At 73.1% G+C, this 19,377-nt stretch carries 19 protein-coding genes and 1 pseudogene; 8 read left to right on the forward strand and 12 right to left on the reverse strand.

The window, feature by feature from the left end; genetic code table 11:
- Positions 1–9 precede the first annotated feature (9 nt).
- On the reverse strand, positions 10–3,273 hold the full coding sequence (locus LMU33_RS12080) for an ATP-binding protein (RefSeq protein WP_228620481.1): 3,264 nt from the start codon (positions 3,271–3,273) through the stop codon (positions 10–12).
- A gap of 14 nt (positions 3,274–3,287) precedes the next feature.
- Positions 3,288–3,788: a DUF6578 domain-containing protein gene (locus LMU33_RS12085; protein WP_228619942.1), complete on the reverse strand. Its 501-nt coding sequence runs from the start codon at positions 3,786–3,788 to the stop codon at positions 3,288–3,290.
- 107 nt (positions 3,789–3,895) lie between these two features.
- On the opposite strand from LMU33_RS12085, the gene LMU33_RS12090 reads away from it, so the two are divergent.
- A complete protein-coding gene (locus tag LMU33_RS12090) occupies positions 3,896–4,696 on the forward strand; it encodes a site-2 protease family protein (protein WP_228619944.1) in 801 nt (266 codons plus the stop codon).
- On the opposite strand, the gene LMU33_RS12095 is transcribed toward LMU33_RS12090, so the two are convergent.
- The 3 genes from LMU33_RS12095 to LMU33_RS12105 form a co-directional block, all read right to left on the reverse strand.
- A complete protein-coding gene (locus tag LMU33_RS12095; RefSeq protein WP_228619945.1) occupies positions 4,686–4,904 on the reverse strand; it encodes a hypothetical protein in 219 nt (72 codons plus the stop codon). The two genes, LMU33_RS12090 and LMU33_RS12095, sit on opposite strands and share 11 nt — an antisense overlap.
- Before the next feature lie 65 nt (positions 4,905–4,969).
- Positions 4,970–5,692 carry an NADPH-dependent F420 reductase gene (gene npdG / locus LMU33_RS12100; RefSeq protein ID WP_228619947.1) on the reverse strand — a complete coding sequence of 241 codons (723 nt, stop codon included), beginning with the start codon at positions 5,690–5,692 and terminating at the stop codon, positions 4,970–4,972.
- Positions 5,689–6,810, reverse strand: coding sequence for a sialidase family protein (locus tag LMU33_RS12105; RefSeq protein WP_228619949.1), 1,122 nt, complete (start codon positions 6,808–6,810; stop codon positions 5,689–5,691). Before LMU33_RS12105 ends, npdG begins: the two co-directional genes overlap by 4 nt.
- Before the next feature lie 116 nt (positions 6,811–6,926).
- Between LMU33_RS12105 and LMU33_RS12110 the strand changes: the two genes are divergently transcribed.
- Positions 6,927–7,523: a hypothetical protein gene (locus LMU33_RS12110; RefSeq protein ID WP_228619951.1), complete on the forward strand. Its 597-nt coding sequence runs from the start codon at positions 6,927–6,929 to the stop codon at positions 7,521–7,523.
- A gap of 69 nt (positions 7,524–7,592) precedes the next feature.
- Positions 7,593–8,870 (forward strand): MFS transporter, encoded by a 1,278-nt coding sequence (locus LMU33_RS12115; protein ID WP_372477929.1) that lies wholly within the window; start codon positions 7,593–7,595, stop codon positions 8,868–8,870.
- On the opposite strand, the gene LMU33_RS12120 is transcribed toward LMU33_RS12115, so the two are convergent.
- Positions 8,871–9,104 carry a hypothetical protein gene (locus tag LMU33_RS12120; RefSeq protein ID WP_228619954.1) on the reverse strand — a complete coding sequence of 78 codons (234 nt, stop codon included), beginning with the start codon at positions 9,102–9,104 and terminating at the stop codon, positions 8,871–8,873. It abuts the gene before it with no gap.
- 58 nt (positions 9,105–9,162) lie between these two features.
- Between LMU33_RS12120 and map the strand changes: the two genes are divergently transcribed.
- Positions 9,163–10,020: a type I methionyl aminopeptidase gene (gene map / locus LMU33_RS12125; protein WP_228619955.1), complete on the forward strand. Its 858-nt coding sequence runs from the start codon at positions 9,163–9,165 to the stop codon at positions 10,018–10,020.
- Between the two features lie 80 nt (positions 10,021–10,100).
- Positions 10,101–10,775, forward strand: a complete 675-nt coding sequence (locus tag LMU33_RS12130) for a biliverdin-producing heme oxygenase (protein WP_372477930.1) — start codon at positions 10,101–10,103, stop codon at positions 10,773–10,775.
- Between the two features lie 12 nt (positions 10,776–10,787).
- Here LMU33_RS12130 and LMU33_RS12135 read toward each other — a convergent pair whose 3' ends face one another.
- Entirely contained in the window at positions 10,788–11,432 is a 645-nt protein-coding gene (locus tag LMU33_RS12135) for a PhzF family phenazine biosynthesis protein (protein ID WP_228619957.1), read from the reverse strand.
- Between the two features lie 202 nt (positions 11,433–11,634).
- On the opposite strand from LMU33_RS12135, the pseudogene LMU33_RS12140 reads away from it, so the two are divergent.
- The 3 genes and pseudogenes from LMU33_RS12140 to LMU33_RS12150 all read left to right on the forward strand — a co-directional run.
- Positions 11,635–12,432, forward strand: a pseudogene (locus tag LMU33_RS12140) (Dyp-type peroxidase); the annotation flags it as partial.
- Between the two features lie 3 nt (positions 12,433–12,435).
- Positions 12,436–13,308, forward strand: coding sequence for an iron uptake transporter permease EfeU (efeU, locus tag LMU33_RS12145; RefSeq protein ID WP_228619959.1), 873 nt, complete (start codon positions 12,436–12,438; stop codon positions 13,306–13,308).
- Entirely contained in the window at positions 13,268–14,260 is a 993-nt protein-coding gene (locus tag LMU33_RS12150) for an SCO2278 family lipoprotein (RefSeq protein WP_228619961.1), read from the forward strand. The genes efeU and LMU33_RS12150 overlap by 41 nt, the downstream gene beginning before the upstream one ends.
- A 10-nt stretch (positions 14,261–14,270) precedes the next feature.
- Here LMU33_RS12150 and LMU33_RS12155 read toward each other — a convergent pair whose 3' ends face one another.
- From LMU33_RS12155 to LMU33_RS12175, 5 genes are all read right to left on the reverse strand, one after another.
- Positions 14,271–14,993, reverse strand: coding sequence for a bifunctional DNA primase/polymerase (locus tag LMU33_RS12155; RefSeq protein ID WP_228619962.1), 723 nt, complete (start codon positions 14,991–14,993; stop codon positions 14,271–14,273).
- A 49-nt stretch (positions 14,994–15,042) separates the two neighbouring features.
- Entirely contained in the window at positions 15,043–15,687 is a 645-nt protein-coding gene (locus LMU33_RS12160) for a TetR/AcrR family transcriptional regulator (RefSeq protein ID WP_228619964.1), read from the reverse strand.
- A gap of 26 nt (positions 15,688–15,713) precedes the next feature.
- Positions 15,714–16,721 carry a small ribosomal subunit Rsm22 family protein gene (locus LMU33_RS12165; protein ID WP_228619966.1) on the reverse strand — a complete coding sequence of 336 codons (1,008 nt, stop codon included), beginning with the start codon at positions 16,719–16,721 and terminating at the stop codon, positions 15,714–15,716.
- A 109-nt stretch (positions 16,722–16,830) separates the two neighbouring features.
- Positions 16,831–17,994 (reverse strand): serine hydrolase domain-containing protein, encoded by a 1,164-nt coding sequence (locus LMU33_RS12170; RefSeq protein WP_372477931.1) that lies wholly within the window; start codon positions 17,992–17,994, stop codon positions 16,831–16,833.
- The gene (locus LMU33_RS12175; protein WP_228619969.1) at positions 17,952–19,256 is read right to left on the reverse strand and encodes a multidrug effflux MFS transporter; all 1,305 of its coding nucleotides are present in this window, start codon (positions 19,254–19,256) and stop codon (positions 17,952–17,954) included. The genes LMU33_RS12170 and LMU33_RS12175 overlap by 43 nt, the downstream gene beginning before the upstream one ends.
- Positions 19,257–19,377 lie beyond the last annotated feature (121 nt).

Consider the following 19,377-nt stretch of genomic DNA (forward strand, 5'->3'; position numbering starts at 1 on the left):
CCCCCGGCGTCACACCAGGGCGGTGGCCTCCGCGAGGGAGAGGCCACCGCCCTCGGCGTACGCGGCCCGGTAGGCGGCTTCGTCCAAGGACTCACGGATCCTCTCCTCGGTCATGTCGAGGCACCGGCGCTCGACACCGGAGAGGACGTGCCCGGACGGCAGCAGGGCGTGGGCGGCGCCCAGGCAGCGGGCGGCGTCGACGGCGCGGCTGCCGCCGTCGAGCCGGGCCAGGGCCATCGCCGCGCTGGTGAGGCAGATGGAGTCCAGGTGCGGGGCGATGGTCTTGGTCAGCGGGTCCCGGGCGAGCTCCAGCGCCCGCCGGGTCCGGTCCAGGGCGTCCTCGGCACGGCCGTCGAGGGCGTCCAGCCAGGCCTCCTGGGTGAGGATCATGTAGTCGAAGACGACGAAGTGCGCGATCTTGAACTGCTCGCGCAGCAGCCGCAGTTGTTCCCGCGCCTCGGCGGTACGGCCGGTCAGACCGAGCCAGCAGGCGAGGAACAGCCGGGCGGCGGGCATCGCCTCGTTGTGGGAGCCGTCCTGACTCGCGACGACGTCCCGGAGCAGCTGCTCGCCGCTCTCGAGGTCGCCCGTCTCCATGAGCACGCTGCCGAGGCGGGCGTGGAGGATGGCCACCTGGCCGCGGGCGCCCAGACGCTCGGCGTGTTCGATGGCCGCCCGGTAGTCGGCGGCGGCCGCACGGTAGGCGCCCTGGCGTTCGTGGGCCTCGCCGCGGGCGGACAACGCCTCGGCGATGCCCCAGACGTCCCCGAGGCGGCGGAAGATCTCCAGCGATTCCTCGGCGTCGCGGGTGGCGTTGGCGGCCCATTCGGCGCGGTTGGCGAGGAGGTTGGCGCGCAGCTGCAGGGTATTGGCCAGGTCCCACTCGAATCCGGGGGTGTCGCGGCAGGTCTGGACGCAGGCGTCGATGACGGCCCACATCCGCTCGGCGCCGCCGGTGAGCATGACGGCGAAGAACCAGAGCAGGCCGGGCACCCGGCAGGTCTGCGGCAGGCCGAGCTCGTAGGCCTCCACGATGGCGTGCAGCTTGGCCTGTGCCTCGGGCGTCTGCCACGACTCCAGGTCGTGGTCCATGCAGGAGAGGTGGGCCAGGTGGACGCCGCGCCGGGCCTCGGCGAGGACCTCGCCGGTGTACGGGGGCGGGGCGTCGGTGCAGCGCTGCCACAGCGGCAGGGCCGGCCGTACGGGTGCGGTGAAGGGGTCGGGGCCGAGCGCCATGACCTCCTCGCACCAGGTGCGGGTCTCGATGCGCTGGTCCCGCATCTGCCAGAAGACCACCAGGGACAGCGCCAGGCACAGCCCCTCCTGCTCGTCCCCCGCGGCGACGGCGTGTCTGAGGGCGGTGCGCAGGTTCTCGTACTCCAGCTGGAACCGGTCGATGGCGGTGCGCTGTTCGGGGCCGCGCAGCAACGGGTCGGTGGTACGGGCGAGTTCGCGGTAGTACGTCAGATGGGCGCGCTCGGCGTCGGCGCGGCGCCCGGTCTCGTCCAGCCGTTCGCCCGCGTACTCGGCGACGGTCTCCAGGAGCCGGTAACGCATCCCGCCCTCCACCGAAGGGGCGGCCACCACCAGGGACTTGTCGACCAGGGAGCCGAGCGCGTCCAGGGCGACGGGCCCGCACACGGCCTCGGCGGCGGCCAGGTCGCAGCCGCCCGCGAAGACGGACAGCCGGGCGAGGACGTCCCGTTCGTCCGCGTCGAGCAGCTCCCAGGACCAGTCCACGACGGCCCGCAGGGTCTGCTGGCGGGGCAGGACGGTGCGGCTGCCGGAGGTGAGCAGCCGGAAGCGGTCGTCGAGCCGGTCGGCTATCTGACGGGGAGTCAGCATCCGCAGCCGGGCCGCCGCCAGCTCGATCGCGAGCGGGAGTCCGTCGAGCCGCCGGCAGATCTCCGCACAGGCCTCGGGGTCGTCCTCGACACGGAATCCGGGCCGGGCCGCCGCACCCCGGTCGGCGAGCAGCCGCAGCGCGACCGGCTCGGGCAGCGGCTCGACCGGACGTACCAGCTCCCCCGGTACGCCGAGGGGTTCGCGGCTGGTGGCGAGGACGGTCAGCTGCGGGCAGCGGGCCAGCAGGCGCTCGGTGAGGTGGGCGGCGGCCTCGATCACATGCTCGCAGTTGTCGAGGATGATCAGCATCCGGCGCCGGGCGCAGTGCTCCACGATCCGTTCGAGAGGGTCGTCGTACCGGTCGGTGACCGCGCGGATGCTCTCGGCGCCGGCGCCGTGCAGCACGGTGTCGCGGGCGCCGATCGCGGTGAGCACGGCCTGCGGCACGGCCTCGGGGTCGTCCACGGGCGCCAGTTCGGCCAGCCACACCCCGTCGCGGGCGGTGTGCCGCACCGCCTCGGCGGCCTCCTGGGACAGCCGGGTCTTCCCGGCGCCGCCCGGACCCAGCAGGGTGACCAGGCGGGCGGCGGTCAGGTCGGCGCCGATGGCCTCGATGTCGGTCTCCCGGCCGACGAAGGAGGTGAGCCGGGCGCGCAGATTGCCCGGAGCCGTCGGCACGGGCCTCGGCGCCGGGGTTTCCTCGGCGGACAGCAGCTCGGCGTGCAGGGCGCGCAGTTCGGGCCCGGGATCGGAGCCGAGCCGGTCCGCCAGCAGCCGTCGTACGTCCTCGTAGGCGGCGAGCGCCTGGGCCGGGCGGCCGGCGTCGCGCAGGGCGCGCAGCCGCAGCGCCTGGAGCGGCTCGTCCAGCGGGTGGTCGTCGCACAGGGCCGCCAGCTCGGGCAGCACCTGCTCGGCGTGGCCGAGGGCGACGGCGGCGCTGTGCCGGGCGCGCAGGGCGTCGAGCCGGCGGGTCTCCCAGCGGGCCGCCTCGGCGTGGTGGTCGGGCAGGTCGGCGAGGGCGGGGCCGCGCCACAGGGCCAGCGCGTCGTCCAGGGCGGCGGCGGCCTTGGCCGGGTCGCCGTCGGCGAGGGCCCGCAGGCCGTCGCCGGTCAGCCGCTCGAAGCGGGTGAGGTCGACGTCGTCGGGCGCGGCGGTGAGCCGGTAGCCGCCCTCGGCGGAGGCGACGGCGTCCGCGCCGAGGGTACGGCGCAGCCGGCCGACCAGCGCCTGGAGCGCCCCGGCGGCGTCGGCGGGCGGGTCGGCGCCCCAGACCTCGTCGATCAGCACGCCCGCGGGCACGGTCCGCCCGGCCCGGAGCGCGAGCACGCCCAGCAGGGCGCGCAGCCGCGCCCCGCCGACCGGGACGGCCGTACCGTCGGGGCGGAGTACCTGCGTGGTGCCGAGCAGCGAAAAGCGCACGGGGTCCATTGTCGCCGGAGCGGTCACCGGTGGTCACCGGGTTGCGGCGGCGTGCCGTCCGGGAGCTCCAGGGCCGTGCCGTCGGCGAGCTCCAGGGTGACGAGGGCGCCGCGGGTGCGGCGCACCCTTCCGAGGCCGTCCACCGTGCCGCGGTCCACCTCCTCGAACCACTTCGGACAGCCGGCGGAGGGCTCCAGCGTGACGGTGCCGGGCACCGGTTCGAGGCCGCGTCCCGAGCCCCGGAGCACGACTCCACCCCGCGGCTTCACGGGTCCGGGCTGCGGGTCGGGCAGCCGGAAGCCGTACTCCTCGTGGACCAGGTCGACGGCGCGGACCCGGCCCACGACCGGCCGGTCCGGGTCGCCGTGGTTCTCCACCCACGCCTCGGCGCCGTACCCGTGGCCCTCCCGGACGCCTTCGGTGTCGTAGGCGGCCAGCGGCCAGGACACCTCGTCGCCCACCGCGAACGGTGTGCCGCAGCATTCCATCTGCCAGTCCTCGTAGAACACCCTCATCCGTGGCATCCCCCCAGGGTCCAGGAACCGGACGGCGAGCGCGAGACGTTTCCCCCGCGAGGGCGCGGCCGGTACGGTCGCACTCCGCACCGTCCCCACCGCACAGGAGCCCGCCGATGACCACCGCCACCACCCGCCGCGGCGACCGCCGGGTCAGTCCCGTGTTCGTCGGGATCCTGGCCGTGACGGCGGTGACGGGCTGGGCCGTCTGGACGGGGTATGCGGCACGGCCGGGCGTCGCGGTGTTCCTGTTCGTGACGGCGGCCTGGATCGTCTCCCTGTGCCTGCACGAGTACGCGCACGCGCGCACGGCCCTGCACAGCGGCGACATCACGATCGGCGCGAAGGGCTACCTGACCCTGAACCCGCTGAAGTACACGCACGCGCTGCTGAGCATCGTGCTCCCGGTGCTCTTCGTGATCATGGGCGGGATCGGTCTGCCCGGCGGTGCGGTGTTCATCGAGCGCGGCCGGATCCGGGGCCGCTGGCGGCACAGCCTGGTCTCGGCGGCGGGCCCGCTGACGAACGTGCTGTTCGCGGCGGTGTGTACGGCGCCTTTCTGGCTGCACGCGCTGGACGGCGTGCCCGCCGGCTTCCAGTACGCGCTGGCGTTCCTGGCCCTGCTCCAGGTGACGGCGGCGATCCTGAACTTCCTGCCGGTGCCGGGCCTGGACGGCTACGGCGTGATCGAGCCCTGGCTGTCGTACAGGGTCAAACGGCAGGTGGAGCCGTTCGCGCCGTTCGGCCTGCTGTTCGTGTTCGCGCTGCTGTGGGTGCCGTCGCTGAACCACGCGTTCTTCACCTGGATCTACGACATCCTCGACGGCCTGGGGATCACGGTCGACCAGCGCTACTGCGGCGAGGCGCTGTACCGCTTCTGGCAGGGCACGCCCGACGGCTGCCTGGTCAGCCCGTGACGGACTTGCCCTGCCCGGCGCCGGCCCGGTCGCGCTTGACGTAGTACCAGGTCATGTTGGACGTCAGGCCCGCCAGCAGCACCCACACGATTCCCAGCCAGCTGCCCTGGAGGAAGGAGACGACGGCGGCGGCCACGGCGAGGACGCAGACGACGAGGGTGTACAGGGCGAGTCGCCGGGTCCGGGTGGGCGGGGGCAGAAGGGGCATGACGGGAGACTCCTGTCGGGGGACACTGCTCGGTACTGCTTCGCCGACCAGTGTCCCCCATCCGCTCAGACGTCGGTGATGCGGAGCCCGGCGTGTGCCTTGTAGCGGCGGTTGACGGAGATCAGGTTCGCGACCAGCGACTCGACCTGGTGGGCGTTGCGCAGCCGCCCGGCGAAGACACCGCGCATGCCGGGGATGCGCCCGGCGAGGGCCTGCACGATCTCGACGTCGGCCCGCTCCTCACCGAGCACCATCACGTCGGTGTCGATCTGCTCGATCTCCGGGTCCTGGAGCAGGACGGCGGACAGGTGGTGGAAGGCGGCGGCGACGCGGGAGTCCGGCAGCAGGGCGGCGGCCTGCTCGGCGGCGCTGCCCTCCTCGGGCCTGAGGGCGTAGGCGCCCTTCTTGTCGAAGCCGAGCGGGTTGACGCAGTCCACGACGAGCTTGCCGGCCAGTTCCTCGCGCAGGGCCTTCAGCGTGTCGCCGTGGCCGTCCCACGGTACGGCGACGATCACGATGTCGCTGCGGCGCGCGGCCTCGGCGTTGTCGGCGCCCTCGACGCCGTGGCCGCATTCCTGGGCGGCGGCCTGGGCGCGGTCGGCGGACCGGGAACCGATGATCACCTTCTGGCCGGCCCTGGCGAGCCGGTAGGCGAGGCCCTTGCCCTGCGGTCCGGTGCCGCCGAGCACGCCGACGACGTACCCGGAGACGTCGGGCAGGTCCCAGGGGTCCTTGGCGGGAGCCTTGGCCGGGGTCTGTGCGCTGTCGGTGGAGGTCGTAGAGGTCATGGGTGCGACTCTACGTCCGTGAGGGGCAGGGCACCGGCTCGCCCGAGCCGCGCCACCGGAACCCGGCGGAAGGTGATGGTCTCGTAGGCGCTGAAGTCGCCGGTCTCGTAGAGGAGTCCGACGGTGTCCGGGTCGACGCGGACCAGGTCGGAGTAGGCGGCGGGCAGCCCGTCAACGGTGTACGCCGTGCGCCAGGTGGTGCCGCCGTCGGTGGAGGCGCGGATCGTCATCAGGGCGCGGAAGGCGGGGTCGGCCGGGCCGGAGTAGAGGAGCAGGTCCAGGTCCCGGAGCTGGAGGACGGAGGCCTGGCAGACGGGCGCGGAGAGTCCCGCCTGCGGGCGGAAGGGCTTGACGAGGGTCCTGCCGCCGTCCGCCGAGTGGGCGTCGGCGCGGTTGCCGGGCGAGGCCGAGTCGGTGCGGGTGTTGAAGTAGACGCGGCCGTCGGGGAGTTCGGCGGCGGTGGTCTCGTTGACGTTGATGTACTCGTCGGTGTTCTCGGCGAGATAGCCGAGGTACCAGGTCTCCCCCCGGTCGTCGCTGAGCAGGCAGTGGCCGCTGTTGTACCGCGGTTCGGCGCCGGTGCCGGTGTCCGTGCCGTTGGGCGGCAGGGTGTGGTTGGCGGGGACGAGGATGCGGCCGGTGCTCAGCTGGAGGGCGTGGCCGGGGGTGGTGGCGTACCAGCGCCAGCCGGGCTTCTTCACCTGCGCGGTGATCTCCCGGGGCACGGACCAGGTCGCCCCCTCGTCGTCACTGTGCCGCACCCACACCCGCCGACCGTCGGCGTCCGGCACCCGGCCGCGCAGGATGGCGGCCTCGGTGGCGGTGGCGGCGGCCCGGACGTGCACGAGCAGGATGCGGCCGGTGTCGAGGACGACGGGGGCGGGGTTTCCGGCGAGGTCGTGCCCGTTGCTCGCGGCGACCTGGAGCGGGCCCCAGGTGCGGCCGCCGTCCGTGGACCGCTTGAGCACGATGTCGATGTGCCCGTGGTCGGCGGCGGAGCCGGCGCGGCCCTCGCAGAAGGCGAGCAGCGTGCCGGCGCGGGTGGCGACGACGGCCGGTATCCGGTAGGCGGCATAGCCCTCGCGTCCGGCGCGGAAGGGGACGGTGACGTCGGTCATCGGGCGGCTCCTGGGGACGCCTGCGGTACGGACGAGGCGTTGTACGTCCCCGGCGCGGGCGAATTCCGGGTGAACTCCGGGTCACGAGTGACCGGTTTGCGGCAGGATGCGGGCGCATGGACGCCGTACGGGTCGCACTGCTGCGGGAAGTGCTCGCCGGGACCGAGTGGCTGGGAGCCACCCGGAGATTCGCGGGGGTGCTGCGCGGGTCGGTGGTGGCGCACGGGGGCGGGCTGCTGCTGGTGGGCACGCCGGAGTACGAGCCGTGGCATCTGGCGGCGCATCTGGTGGACGAGGCCGCGTGGTCCGGGACGCCCGAGCTGGCGCCGACCCTGGTACGGCATCACGCGCGCCCCTCGGACCCGCCTCACCTGGCCGTGGGGCCCGGCCGGATCGGGGCGGCGCGGCGGGGTGAGACCCTGCTGGTCGTGGCCCCCGAGGAGCCCGCGCCGCTGCTGGAGCGCGTGCACGACGCCCGCCGGGCCGGGGTGACGGTGCTGGCGCTGGGCGCGGGTGGCGGCGACCTCGCCGCGATGGCCCACGACACGCTGGCCGTACCGCGGGGGGCGGAACTAGACCTGGACACCGTCCAGCACCTGGTCAGTGCGGCGGCCGGGGAGAACGGTGGCTCTCCGAGGGTTCGGCGGGGGTTCCGGGACAGGTTGGCAAGGCTGGCGGAAGCTTTGACGGCACCGCCGCCGGCCCCCTGGTGACTCTGCCCGGCAGAACCCCCGGTGGGGGCCGGGAAAAGCAGTTGCCCCCCGGACTGCGCCCAACCGAACATGCCTGAAGTGACCCGTGCTCTTCTGCCCGACCTCGCCCCCTGGAAGGCCTCCGCCGACTTTCGCCGGCTCTGGAAGTCGGGGCTGATCAGCAACTTCGGCAGCTTTCTCACCTTCGTCGCGCTCCCGGTCCAGCTGAAGGACCTGACGGAGTCGACCGCGGCGGTGGGCGCGATCGGTGCCGTGGAGCTGCTGCCGCTCGTTCTCTGCGGTCTGTACGGCGGTGCCCTCGCCGACGCCCTCGACAAGCGGAAGCTCATCGTGTGGACGGAGGCCGGGCAGGGCCTGCTGAGTGCTGTCCTGCTGCTCAACGCCCTGGCTCCGCACCCCGCGGTCTGGCCGCTGTACGCCGTCGCCGCCCTCTCCTCCGCGCTGGTCTCCGTACAGCGCCCGGCCCTTGACTCCCTGTGGCCCCGGATCGTCGCCCACGACGACATGCCCGCCGCGGCCTCGCTGAACTCCCTGCGCTGGACCGTCGGCGGCGTCGCGGGCCCGGCCCTCGCGGGCGTGGTCGTCGCCTACGCGGGCCTCGGCTGGGCGTACGCCGCCGACCTGCTGACGTTCGTCGTCTCGCTGGCGTACATCATCCGGATCGCCCCCTCCCCCGCCTCCCACGAGGCCTCGAAGCCCTCCCTGAACGCCGTCCTGGAAGGCGCCCGGTACGCCTGGAACCGCAAGGAACTCCTCGGCACCTACGCCGTCGACCTCGCGGCGATGTTCCTGGCCATGCCGCTCGCGGTGCTGCCGTTCCTCGCCGGCGAGCTGCACGCCGACTGGGCGCTCGGCCTGATGTACGCCGCGGTCCCGGCCGGCGCGATGCTGGTGAGCCTGACCAGCGGCTGGGCCTCCCGGATCCACCGGCACGGGCTGATGGTGCTGCTGTCGGCCACGGGCTGGGGCCTGGCGGTCGCGGCGGCGGGGGTGTGCGGGAACGTGTGGCTGGTCCTCGTCCTCCTGACCGTCGGCGGCGGCTTCGACATGGTCAGCGGGATCTTCCGGTCGGCCATGTGGAACCAGACGATCCCGGACGAGCTGCGCGGCCGGCTCGCCGGGATCGAGCTGCTGTCCTACTCGGTCGGCCCGCAGCTCGGCCAGGTCCGGGCGGGCGGCCTGGCCGCCTGGGCGGGCGTACGGACCTCCGTCGTCTCCGGCGGGCTGGCCTGCGCCGGTGCCATGGGACTGCTCGCGCTGTGCCTGCCGGGGCTCATGACGTACGACGCCCGCACCAACGAGCACGCGGTACGCATGCGCGAGCAGCGCACGGCCGTACAGGCCTGATCAGTCCTCCTCGCCGCTCCCGCCGGCCGACGCGTCGTGCCAGCGCGGGTCGTTCTCCCACTGGAGGTTGCGCTCGGCGGCGGTCTCCATCGCGTGCCGGGCCTCCTCCGGCGAGGCGTACGGCCCGAAGCGGTCCTTGCCCGGGCACTCCGGGCCCTCCTCGACCTTCTTGTGCTCCAGGCAGTAGTACCACTCGCCCGGCTTGCCGACGGTGCGCTTCTTGAACAGGGGCATGAACAGCTCCTCTCGCCAACGACATGATCCCCCAACTCCGCTCGATAGACTCGCTGCCATGTCTGGCCAGTCGCTTCTCGTACCGGGGGAGCTGTCCCCCACCCGTTCGGTCCCCGGCAACATCCGCCGCCCCGAGTACGTCGGCAAGCCCGCACCGGCGCCGTACACCGGTCCGGAGGTGCAGAGTCCGGAGACCATCGAGGCGATGCGGATCGCCGGCCGTATCGCCGCGCAGGCGATGGAGGAGGCCGCGAGGATCATCGCGCCGGGGGTCACCACGGACCAGCTGGACAAGGTCGCCCACGAGTACATGTGCGACCACGGCGCCTATCCCTCCACGCTCGGCTACCGCGGTTTCCCGAAGTCGCTGTGCACCTCGGTCAACGAGGTGATCTGCCACGGCATCCCGGACTCGACGGTCCTCAGGGACGGCGACATCGTCAACCTGGACGTGACGGCGTACATCGGCGGGGTGCACGGCGACAACAACGCCACCTATCTGGTCGGGGAGGTGGACGAGGAGTCCCGGCTGCTGGTGGAGCGGACCCGGGAGGCCCTGAACCGCGCGATCAAGTCGGTCAGGCCGGGCCGGCAGATCAATGTCATCGGCCGGGTCATCGAGTCCTACGCCAAGCGTTTCGGCTACGGAGTCGTCCGCGACTTCACCGGCCACGGCATCAGCTCCTCGTTCCACTCGGGCCTGATCATCCCGCACTACGACAGCCCGCACGCGACGACGGTCATGCAGCCTGGGATGACGTTCACGATCGAGCCGATGCTGACGCTGGGCACCCACGAGTACGACATGTGGGACGACGGCTGGACGGTCGTGACGAAGGACCGCAGGCGGACGGCCCAGTTCGAGCACACGCTGGTGGTGACGGAGACCGGCGCGGACATCCTGACCCTGCCGTAACACCGCGTTCGCTTCTGCGGCGACCGCACGGCCCGCCCTCTGCGAGGGCGGGCTTTCTCTTGTAGACTTTTACCGACAGGATGTCGGCAAGATGGGACGGCCTGATGGACTCCTCCTTCTCGACCCTCATCCGCACCGCGTCCCACGAGGCGCACGTGGAGGCGGAGACCTCGTCGTTCATGAGCGACCTGCTGGGCGGCCGGCTGGGCGTGGCCGCCTACGCGCGCTACACCGAGCAGCTGTGGTTCGTGTACGAGGCACTGGAGCGCGGCGCCGGGCGGCTGGCGGCGGACCCGGTGGCGGGGCCGTTCGTCCGGCCCGAGCTGTTCCGGCTGGCCGCGCTGGAGCGGGACCTGGCGCATCTGCGGGGGCCCGGGTGGCGGACGGGCCTGAGCGCCCTGCCCGCGACGCGGGTGTACGCGGCCCGGGTCCGCGAGTGCGCCGAGCGCTGGCCCGTCGGCTATGTCGCCCACCACTACACCCGCTACCTGGGCGACCTGTCCGGCGGCCAGATCATCCGCGACCGGGCGGAGAAGACCTGGGGGTTCAGGCGGAAGGGCGACGGGGTCCGCTTCTACGTCTTCGAAGGCGTCCCCAACCCGGCCGCTTTCAAGCGCAGTTACCGGCAGCTGCTGGACGGGATACGGGTGGACGACCTGGAGAAGCAGCGGGTCGCCGGGGAGTGCAAGCGGGCTTTCGCCCTGAACACCGCGGTGTTCAGGGCGCTCGGGGACGAGTTCCCGCTGAGCGCCTGACACTCGCGGCGACTAGCGCTCCAGGAACACCCGGCCCCCGACCTCCACCCACCCCTCCGGCTGGGGCGCGGTCAGGATCTGGGAGCCCCTGCCCTGGGTGATGTTCAGGGCGCGGCCCAGCCGGTCCGTGAGGAGCAGGGCGGCGGCGCCGGTGGCCTCGTCCTCGTCGATGCCGTCGTCGCGGCCGGGGAAGGCGCGGGCACGGATCCGGCCGGCCGCCTCGTCCTCCCAGGCCCAGGCGTACACCCACTCGCCGGGCGGGGGCACGTCGAGGGCGTCGACCTCGGCCGCCGTGTCGTACTGGCGCAGGGTGCGCGGCGGCGCCCACTCCGCGCGCGCCTCGATCCAGCTGAACTCGCCGTCCAGCCGGGCACCGACGACGCCTGCGGGCGTGACCAGTTCGGGCACGTCGAGCAGCCAGGCGGTGCCGACGCAGGGGTGACCGGCGAAGGGCAGGCGCAGGGTGGGCGTGTAGATGTCGATCACACCGCGCTCGGGGTCGTCCACGAACACGGTCTCGCTGAAGCCGAGTTTGGCCGCCAGCTCCTGCCGGTCGCTCCGCTCGGGCAGCACCGAGCCGTCGCGGACGACGCCGAGCTCGTTGCCGTAGCCGCCGTTCGGCCCGCAGAAGACGCGGAGTACGTCGTAGTCAGTCACGGGGGAATTGAAACATCGCGGCGGCCGCGAGCGCGTCCCAGGCGGGGGCGCCGCCGGTCAGGGGCCAGGAGCAGGTGCGGGCCGTTGCGAGGGCAGCGAGGACAGGGTGTCACCGTAGGCCCGCAGCATGGCCTCCCGCTGCCGCTCGGCGCCCGGGGTGTCAGGGCGGGCGGTGAGCCGGGCCAGCCTCGGCTCGTGCCAGTCGGCCCTGGTCGACCTGCCCGGGTTCCCCGGCGACAACCTGGACAAGGCCCGCACCGGCGGAGACCTGTGCATCGAGGCCTGCGCCGACGACCCGCAGGTCGCCGTGCACGCCATCCGCAACCTCGCCCGCATCGGCTTCGGCAGGGTCGCCGTGCGCTGGTCCCAGCTCGGCTTCGGCAAGACGTCCTCGACCACCCCGGACGCGCAGACCCCGCGCAACCTCTTCGGGTTCAAGGACGGCACCCGCAACATCGCGGGCACCGAGACCGACCGGCTGAAGAAGTTCGTGTGGGTCGGCGACGGCGACGACCAGGACTGGATGACCGGTGGGTCGTATCTCGTCGCCCGGCGCATCCGCATGAACATCGAGACCTGGGACCGGACTTCACTGCAGGAGCAGGAGGACGTGTTCGGGCGGGACAAGCGCGAGGGCGCGCCGGTCGGGAAGGCCAAGGAGCACGACGCGCCGTTCCTGAAGGCGATGAAGCCCGACGCGCATGTGCGCCTCGCACACCCGGAGGCGAACAACGGGATCACCATCCTGCGCCGGGGCTACTCCTTCACCGACGGCACCGACGGCACCGACGGCCTCGGCCGCCTGGACGCCGGCCTGTTCTTCCTGGCCTACCAGCGCGACGTGCGCAACGGCTTCGTCCCGCTGCAGCGCAGGCTGTCCGCGCACGACGCCCTCAACGAGTACATCCAGCACGTGGGTTCCGCGGTCTTCGCGATACCGCCCGGCGTCCGGGACGCGGACGACTGGTGGGGCCGCACGCTGTTCGCCAAGGAGGCGTAGCCCGTGTTCTCCAACTACCTGATCGGCCTGCGCGAGGGTCTGGAGGCGTCGCTCGTCGTCTGCATCCTGATCGCCTACCTCGTCAAGACCGGCCGCCGGGACGCCCTGAAGCCGATCTGGACCGGCATCGGCATCGCGATCGCCATCGCCATGGGCTTCGGCTGCGCCCTCGAATTCGGCTCGCAGGAGCTGACCTTCGAGGCGCAGGAGGCGCTCGGCGGCTCGCTGTCGGTCGTCGCCGTCGGCCTGGTGACGTGGATGGTGTTCTGGATGCGGCGCACCGCCCGGCACCTGAGGTCGCAGCTGCACGGCAGGCTGGACGCGGCCCTCGCCATGGGAACCGGCGCGCTGGTCGCCACCGCCTTCCTCGCCGTCGGCCGGGAGGGCCTGGAGACCGCGCTGTTCGTGTGGACGTCGGTGCACGCGGCGTCCGACGGCACCCCGCGCCCCCTGATCGGCGTGGCGCTGGGCCTCGCCACGGCCGTGCTCCTCGGGTGGCTGTTCTACCGGGGTGCCCTGAGGATCAACCTGGCCAAGTTCTTCACCTGGACCGGCGGCATGCTGGTCGTGGTCGCGGCGGGCGTCCTCGCCTACGGCTTCCACGACCTGCAGGAGGCGAACTGGCTGCCCGGCCTGACCCACCTGGCCTTCGACATCAGCGACACCGTCCCGCCGGACAGCTGGTACGGCACGCTGCTGAAGGGTGTGTTCAACTTCCAGCCCGACCCGACCGTCCTCCAGGTCACGGTGTGGCTGCTGTACCTGATCCCGGCACTCGCGATCTTCCTCGCCCCGGTAGGGTTCGCCTCCGGGAAGGGGAAGGTGAAGGGACCCGATGAGCAGGGATCGCAACCCGCGCAGGCTTCGCAGGCGTGACCGTAACGCACTCATAGCGGCCTCGCTGACCGCTTTGTCGCTGACGGTGAGCGGATGCGTGGTGGTGCACGGGGAGCGCGAGGTGCTCCCCGCCGCCACCCGCGCCGAGGCCGCCAAGGCGCTCACCGCGTTCACGACCGCGTACAACAAGGCCGACAAGGCCTACGACAACTCCCTGGACGCGCCCTACCTCACCGGCCCGTTCGGCGACATCACCGCCGCGCGGCTGAAGGCCGGGCACGCCAACAGCCCGTCCGGCAACCCGAACCACGTGCCGCTGAAGCTGTCGGACGTGAAGGTCACGATCCCCGAGAAGGCCGGCTGGCCGCGCTGGTTCGTCGCCGACGCGAAGGGCAACAAGACCGGCGACCTGCGCTGGCTGATGGTGTTCACCCGGGGCGACCTCGGCGAGCGCTGGCGGGTGGCGTACGTCACCCTCGTGGCGCCGGGCTCGGTACCGGCGTTCAAGACGGACAAGGACGGCTGGGCCGAGGCGGTACCGGCCGGCTCCCAGCAGCTCGCCGTCGCGCCCGGGAAGCTGAGCCAGGAGTACGCGACGTACCTGAAGAAGGGCGGCCAGGCCTTCGCCGACGGCAGGTACACCAGCGTCGAGCGCGCCGACCGGGCCAAGCGGGCCCGCAAGCCGGGCCTGGTCACCCAGTTCATCGACGGCCCGCTGACGAGCGGCGCCTACGCGCCGCTGGCGCTGCGCACGGCGGACGGCGGGGCGCTGGTGTTCTTCACCACCCACCACTACGAGAAGCAGACCGCCGCCACCGGAACCACCGTGCCGGTCACGAACAAGGACGTACAGGCACTGACCACGGGCGAGGTGAAACAGTCCCTGACGCTGCAGTTCATGTCGGCAGAGGTGGCCTTGGACCCGGCGGGGAGCGGCAGGGTTTCGGTGCTGGGGCGGGTGCCGGGTCTCACATCGGCGCAGGGCGAGTGAAACGCGCCGCCTAATGCCGCAGCGGCCAGGGCGCATGGTCGGCGCCCGCGTACCGCGCACAGGCATCGGTGAGCGCTTCCAGCAGGCTCAAGGGATCCGGCAGCGCATGCTCCGGCCCCCGCACCCAGCGCACCTGCCGATCGTCACCGGGGAGCCGGGCGGGCGGTACGAGGACGTACGACCCCCGGCAGTGCCAGCGCAGGCCCGGATGCTCGTCCATGGTCTCGGGGCGGCAGTCCAGCTCGCACGGCCACCACTCGTCCTCGTCCTCGGGGGTGCCGCGGGTGAGGGTGAAGAACAGCATGCGGCCGTCGTCGCTCTCGGCGACGGGCCCCACCTCGACGCCGGAGCCGAGCAGCCGCTCCAGCGCCTCCCGGCCGGCCTCCAGGGGCACGTCCAGGACGTCGTGCGTCATGCCGGTCGCGGTGATGAAGTTGGCCTGCGGCTGGTGCCGGGCCCAGCGTTCGACCTGGGCGCGGTCGGTGGTGGACTGCGTCTGCCAGGCGAACGACACCGGGTGCCGGGCCGGGGTGGGACAGCCGACGCGGTCGCAGGAGCAGCCGTAGCCGGGGGCGGGGTGCGCGGCGGGGGCGAGCGGCAGGCCCGCCGCGGCGGCGCCCAGCAGCAGGGCCTCACGGCCGCCGTCGTCGGCGGCTTCCTTCGGGCGGCGTCCGAGCAGCCACTGGGAGAGTTTGCCCTGCCGGCCGGACCGGCCGCCGAACGTCGCGCTCATCTATCCCCTCAGTCTGGTCGTCGCCTCGCTGGTGTGCGGACAGTGTGCCTTATCGTCCCATCTTCGTGCGCTTGGGGGTGTCTGGGGTCCCGATTCCGTGCAGCGCGTAGTCGACCAGCGTGTCCGTGTAGTCGTGGGAGATCGGCCCGGTCCGTTGCAGCCAGCGTTGCGCGAGCGGCGAGACGAACAGTTCCAGGGCGATGCGGGGGTCGACGTCGGCCCGTACCGCGCCGGCGTCCTGCGCGGCGCGCAGCCGGTCGACGTACAGCTGGAGCTGGGGTTCGAGGAGGCCCGCGACGACCTCGCGGCCGAGCAGCTCGTTGACCAGGCCCTCGGCGGCCAGGGCACGGGCCGGTACCTCGAAGCGCGGGTCGAGCATCTGGTCCACCGTGATCCGCAGCACCGCCTTGAGGTCGGCGGCGAGGTCGCCGGTGTCCGGGATGGTGTACGGCACCTGTCCCGCTTCCTCGGCCGCCTGCGTGGAGAGGTCGAGGAACGCCTCCAGCAGGACGTCCGCCTTGGACGACCACCAGCGGTAGATCGTCTGCTTGCCCACCCCGGCCCGCGCGGCGATCGCCTCGACGGTGGTCTTCGGGTAGCCGACCTCGCCGACCAGGGCGAGGGCGGCGGCGTAGATCGCTCTGCGGGACTTCTCGCTGCGGCGGGTGGCGTCGGGGGCCGGCTTGTTGACCATGGGGCGACGCTAACAAGCCGCGGCGGCTACGCGGACGGCTCCTCGGGGGAGTCCTCCGGCGGCCACGGGTCTCCCCACTCGGCGTCCCGGGCCGCCCTGTACAGGTGGCCGTGGCGTTTGGTGACCGTCGTACGGGCCAGCCGTTCGCCGGCCTCGCAGAGGTCCAGCAGCACCTGGCCCTTGCGGATCTGCGGGCGCCGGACCACGCGGGAGGGGGCCGGCCCGGCGGGCAGGCGGGTGGCGGCGACGTACGAGAACTTCTCGTCCTCGTAGGGCAGGGTGCCGCCCTTGACCTGGCGGTGCAGTGAGGAGCGGGCGACCCGGGCGGAGAAGTGGCACCAGTCCCGGCCGGGCTCGATGGGGCAGGCGGCGCTGTGCGGGCAGGGGGCGACGACGTGCAGTCCGGCGTGGATCAGGCGATCGCGGGCCTCGATGACGCGGGCGTAGCCGGCCGGGGTGCCGGCCTCCACGATCACCACGGCCTGCGCGGCGGCCGCGGCGGCGTCGACGAGGGCGGCGCGGTCGGGCCCGGAGAGCTCGTTGAGGACGTACGACACCGTGACGAGGTCGGTGGCGTCCAGGGTGAGGTCGGCGCCGATCCGGGCGCGCCGCCAGCGGGCGCCGCGCAGGGCCGGGTTGGCGGCGGCGATCTCCCGGCCGAGGGCGAGGGCGGGCTCGGCCCAGTCCAGCACGATGACGCTGCGCTCGCCGGGCCAGGTCGCGGTGACGGCCCAGGTGGCGGCGCCGGTGCCGCCGCCGACGTCGACATGGCTGCCGGGCGTCCAGCCGGGGGCGGCCTGTGCGAACGCCTCCAGCGCCGAGTGGACCGCTTCGAAGGTGGCGGGCATGCGGTAGGCGGCGTAGGCGGCCACGTCGGCGCGGTCGCGGAGGATCGGGGCGTGGGTGGGGGTGTCGCCCCGGTAGTTGGCGATGAGCCTGTCGACGGCTCCGGCGGCCTGGGTGGGCGGGAGTCCGTCGAGCAGGTCGGCGAGGCTTCTGCGGAGGGCTTGCGCCGGTGGTACGGGGGCGTTCACCCGGAGATTCTATGGCGCCCCGCACCGGCGCGGACCCTGCCGGGGGCTTCGCCCCCAGACCCCCGTTTCCCCACCCGCCGACCCGAAACCGCCGGCTGGAAGGCCGGACTCAGATCACCGCCCTCGCCAGACGGGTCGCCAGTCTCGCCCTCGGCCCGCTGTCCGCGGGCCTGCGCCGCGGATGCACCGTGTTGGCCAGCAGGATCAGGAACGTGTCCGTCCTCGGGTCGAGGACGAGCGAGGTACCCGTGAAGCCCGTGTGCCCCGCCGCCCCGCGGCCCGCGAGTTCGCCCATGAACGACGGCTGGTCGACGGCGAAGCCCAGCCCCGGCGGGGTGAGCAGCAGCTCGACGAAGTCGGGGCCGAGGATGCGCGCGGGGCCGTAGGAGCCGCCGGCGAGCAGGGCGCGGCAGAAGACGGCCAGGTCGCGGGCGGTGGAGAAGAGCCCGGCATGTCCGGCGACCCCGCCCAGCGCCCAGGCGTTCTCGTCGTGGACCACTCCCCGCAGCATCCCGCGGTCCGCCTTGGCCCAGGGCCGCCGCTGGTCCTCGGTGGCGGCCGCGCCGGGGCACGGCCCGAAGCCGGTCGCCGTCATGCCGAGCGGGCGGGTGATGCCGTCCTGGACGAGGACGTCGAGGCCACGGCCGGTGATGCGCTCCAGCACGGACTGGAGCAGCAGCATGTTCAGGTCGGAGTACAGGTGCCGGCCGGGCTCGCCGGCCGGGGCCTCGGCGCGCAGCAGGGCGAGCCGGGTGGCGTCGTCCGGGCAGTCGTACAGCGGCAGCTCCGGGCGCAGCCCGGAGGTGTGGGTGAGCAGCTGCCGCACGGTGATGCCGTGGGCGGCCGCGGCATGGAAGTCGGGCAGGTAGTCGCCGACCCGGGCGTTCATGCCGAGGGTGCCGCGCTCGATCTGCTGCACGGCGGCGACGGAGGTGAACAGCTTGGTGAGGGAGGCCAGGTCGAAGGGGGTGTCGACGGTGGCCAGGACCCGTGCTGGGGGCGGCAGTTCGACACCGTTGTCGGTCTCGGGGTCGTAGCCGGAGTAGCGGACGGCCCAGCCCGTGGCCTCTTCCACGGCGATCACGGGTCCGCGTCCGGCCAGCACGACGGCGCCGGCCGCCCAGGGGCGGTCTCCGGCGGTGAGGGCGTGCACCTCGCCGACCAGGTGCGCGAGTTCGGCAGGGTCGAGCCCGGCCCGTTCCGGTGTGTCGACGCGCAGTCTCGGTGCGCTCAGTTCTCGTCTCCCTCCGACCCCGCACGAGTGTTCCCACACGTGTTCCAGGGACGGCACATTCCCATGAAGCAGGCCGCCGCGACCAGTGCTCCCACCAGTTGGACCACCGCCATGGGTACGGCGGTGTGCTCTCCGGCGACGCCGACGAGCGGTGAGGCCACCGCTCCGACGAGGAAGGAGGAGGTGCCGAGCAGGGCGGAGGCGGAGCCGGCGGCGTGCCGGGTGCGCAGCAGGGCGAGGGACTGGGCGTTGGGGAGCGTGATGCCCATGGCGGACATGAGGACGAACAGCGCGGCTGCGATCGGCGGCAGACCGACCTCGCCGAGGGCGCCGGCGGACATCAGCAGCAGGGCGGCCGCGGCGAGCACGATCACCGTGAGACCGCAGGCCAGCACCTTCTCCAGGGCGACCCGGCCGACCAGCAGCCTGCCGTTGACCTGTCCGGCGACCACCAGGCCGACCGAGTTGAGGCCGAACAGCAGGCCGAAGGTCTGCGGGGAGGCGCCGTAGATCTCCTGGACGACGAAGGGGGAGGCGGATATGTACGCGAACAGCGCGGCGAAGGCGAAACCGCCGGCCAGCATGTATCCCGTGAAGGGCAGGTCGGCGAGCAGGCCGCGCATCGCACGCAGGGCCGCCCCGACTCCCCCGTCGTGCCGTTCCGCCGGCGGCAGGGTCTCGGGCAGCCGCAGCCAGACGAGCGCGGCCAGCAGCACGCCGACGGCCGTGAGGACGACGAACACGCCCCGCCAGTCCGTCACCCGCAGGATCTGCCCGCCGATCAGCGGCGCCACGATCGGAGCGGCCCCGGAGACCAGCATCAGGGTGGAGAAGAAGCGGGCCATGGCCACGCCGTCGTACAGGTCGCGTACGACGGCCCGCGCGATGACGATCCCGGCGGCGCCCGCGAGGCCCTGGGCGAGGCGGAAGGCGACCAGCGTCCCGACATTCGGCGCGAGGGCGCACAGGGCGGTGGCGAGGAGGTAGACGGCGAGTCCGGCGAGCAGCGGACGGCGGCGGCCCCAGCGGTCGCTCATAGGGCCGACGACCAGTTGCCCGAGGGCCATGCCCAGCAGGCAGGCGGTGAGGGTGAGCTGGACGGTGGCGGCGGGCGCGTGCAGGGATCCGGTGACCTCCGGCAGGGACGGGAGGTACATGTCCATCGCGAGCGGGGGTGTCGCGGTGAGGCCGCCGAGGACGAGGGTGACGAGCAGGCCGGTGCGGCGGGTGGTCGCGGACGTCCGGGCCGGGGTGGGCGACCGGTGGGTGTCCGGTGTCGGTGCCGCCGCGCGCTCGGGCATCTGTCCCCTCCCCTTGGTGAAACGGCCGCCTTGGTGAAACGGCCGCCTTGGTGAAACGGCCGCCTGCCGAAAACGACCGGCACCTATGCTCTCAGCTCGTACACACTGCCGGGGCACACAT

Source organism: Streptomyces barringtoniae, from assembly GCF_020819595.1.
GTDB classification, from domain to species: Bacteria; Actinomycetota; Actinomycetes; order Streptomycetales; family Streptomycetaceae; genus Streptomyces; species Streptomyces barringtoniae.

What these genes read in the sequence shown, in the direction of transcription:
- LMU33_RS12090 (WP_228619944.1), top strand. Translation starts at nt 3,896, where the DNA reads ATGACCACCGCCACCACCCGCCGCGGCGACCGCCGGGTCAGTCCCGTG.
- LMU33_RS12105 (WP_228619949.1), bottom strand. Translation starts at nt 6,810, where the DNA reads ATGACCGACGTCACCGTCCCCTTCCGCGCCGGACGCGAGGGCTATGCC.
- map (WP_228619955.1), top strand. Translation starts at nt 9,163, where the DNA reads ATGTCTGGCCAGTCGCTTCTCGTACCGGGGGAGCTGTCCCCCACCCGT.
- LMU33_RS12085 (WP_228619942.1), bottom strand. Translation starts at nt 3,788, where the DNA reads ATGCCACGGATGAGGGTGTTCTACGAGGACTGGCAGATGGAATGCTGC.
- LMU33_RS12155 (WP_228619962.1), bottom strand. Translation starts at nt 14,993, where the DNA reads ATGAGCGCGACGTTCGGCGGCCGGTCCGGCCGGCAGGGCAAACTCTCC.
- LMU33_RS12150 (WP_228619961.1), top strand. Translation starts at nt 13,268, where the DNA reads ATGAGCAGGGATCGCAACCCGCGCAGGCTTCGCAGGCGTGACCGTAAC.
- LMU33_RS12130 (WP_372477930.1), top strand. Translation starts at nt 10,101, where the DNA reads ATGTCGGCAAGATGGGACGGCCTGATGGACTCCTCCTTCTCGACCCTC.
- LMU33_RS12095 (WP_228619945.1), bottom strand. Translation starts at nt 4,904, where the DNA reads ATGCCCCTTCTGCCCCCGCCCACCCGGACCCGGCGACTCGCCCTGTAC.
- npdG (WP_228619947.1), bottom strand. Translation starts at nt 5,692, where the DNA reads ATGACCTCTACGACCTCCACCGACAGCGCACAGACCCCGGCCAAGGCT.
- LMU33_RS12110 (WP_228619951.1), top strand. Translation starts at nt 6,927, where the DNA reads ATGGACGCCGTACGGGTCGCACTGCTGCGGGAAGTGCTCGCCGGGACC.
- LMU33_RS12160 (WP_228619964.1), bottom strand. Translation starts at nt 15,687, where the DNA reads ATGGTCAACAAGCCGGCCCCCGACGCCACCCGCCGCAGCGAGAAGTCC.
- LMU33_RS12115 (WP_372477929.1), top strand. Translation starts at nt 7,593, where the DNA reads ATGCCTGAAGTGACCCGTGCTCTTCTGCCCGACCTCGCCCCCTGGAAG.
- LMU33_RS12120 (WP_228619954.1), bottom strand. Translation starts at nt 9,104, where the DNA reads ATGCCCCTGTTCAAGAAGCGCACCGTCGGCAAGCCGGGCGAGTGGTAC.
- LMU33_RS12175 (WP_228619969.1), bottom strand. Translation starts at nt 19,256, where the DNA reads ATGCCCGAGCGCGCGGCGGCACCGACACCGGACACCCACCGGTCGCCC.
- LMU33_RS12080 (WP_228620481.1), bottom strand. Translation starts at nt 3,273, where the DNA reads ATGGACCCCGTGCGCTTTTCGCTGCTCGGCACCACGCAGGTACTCCGC.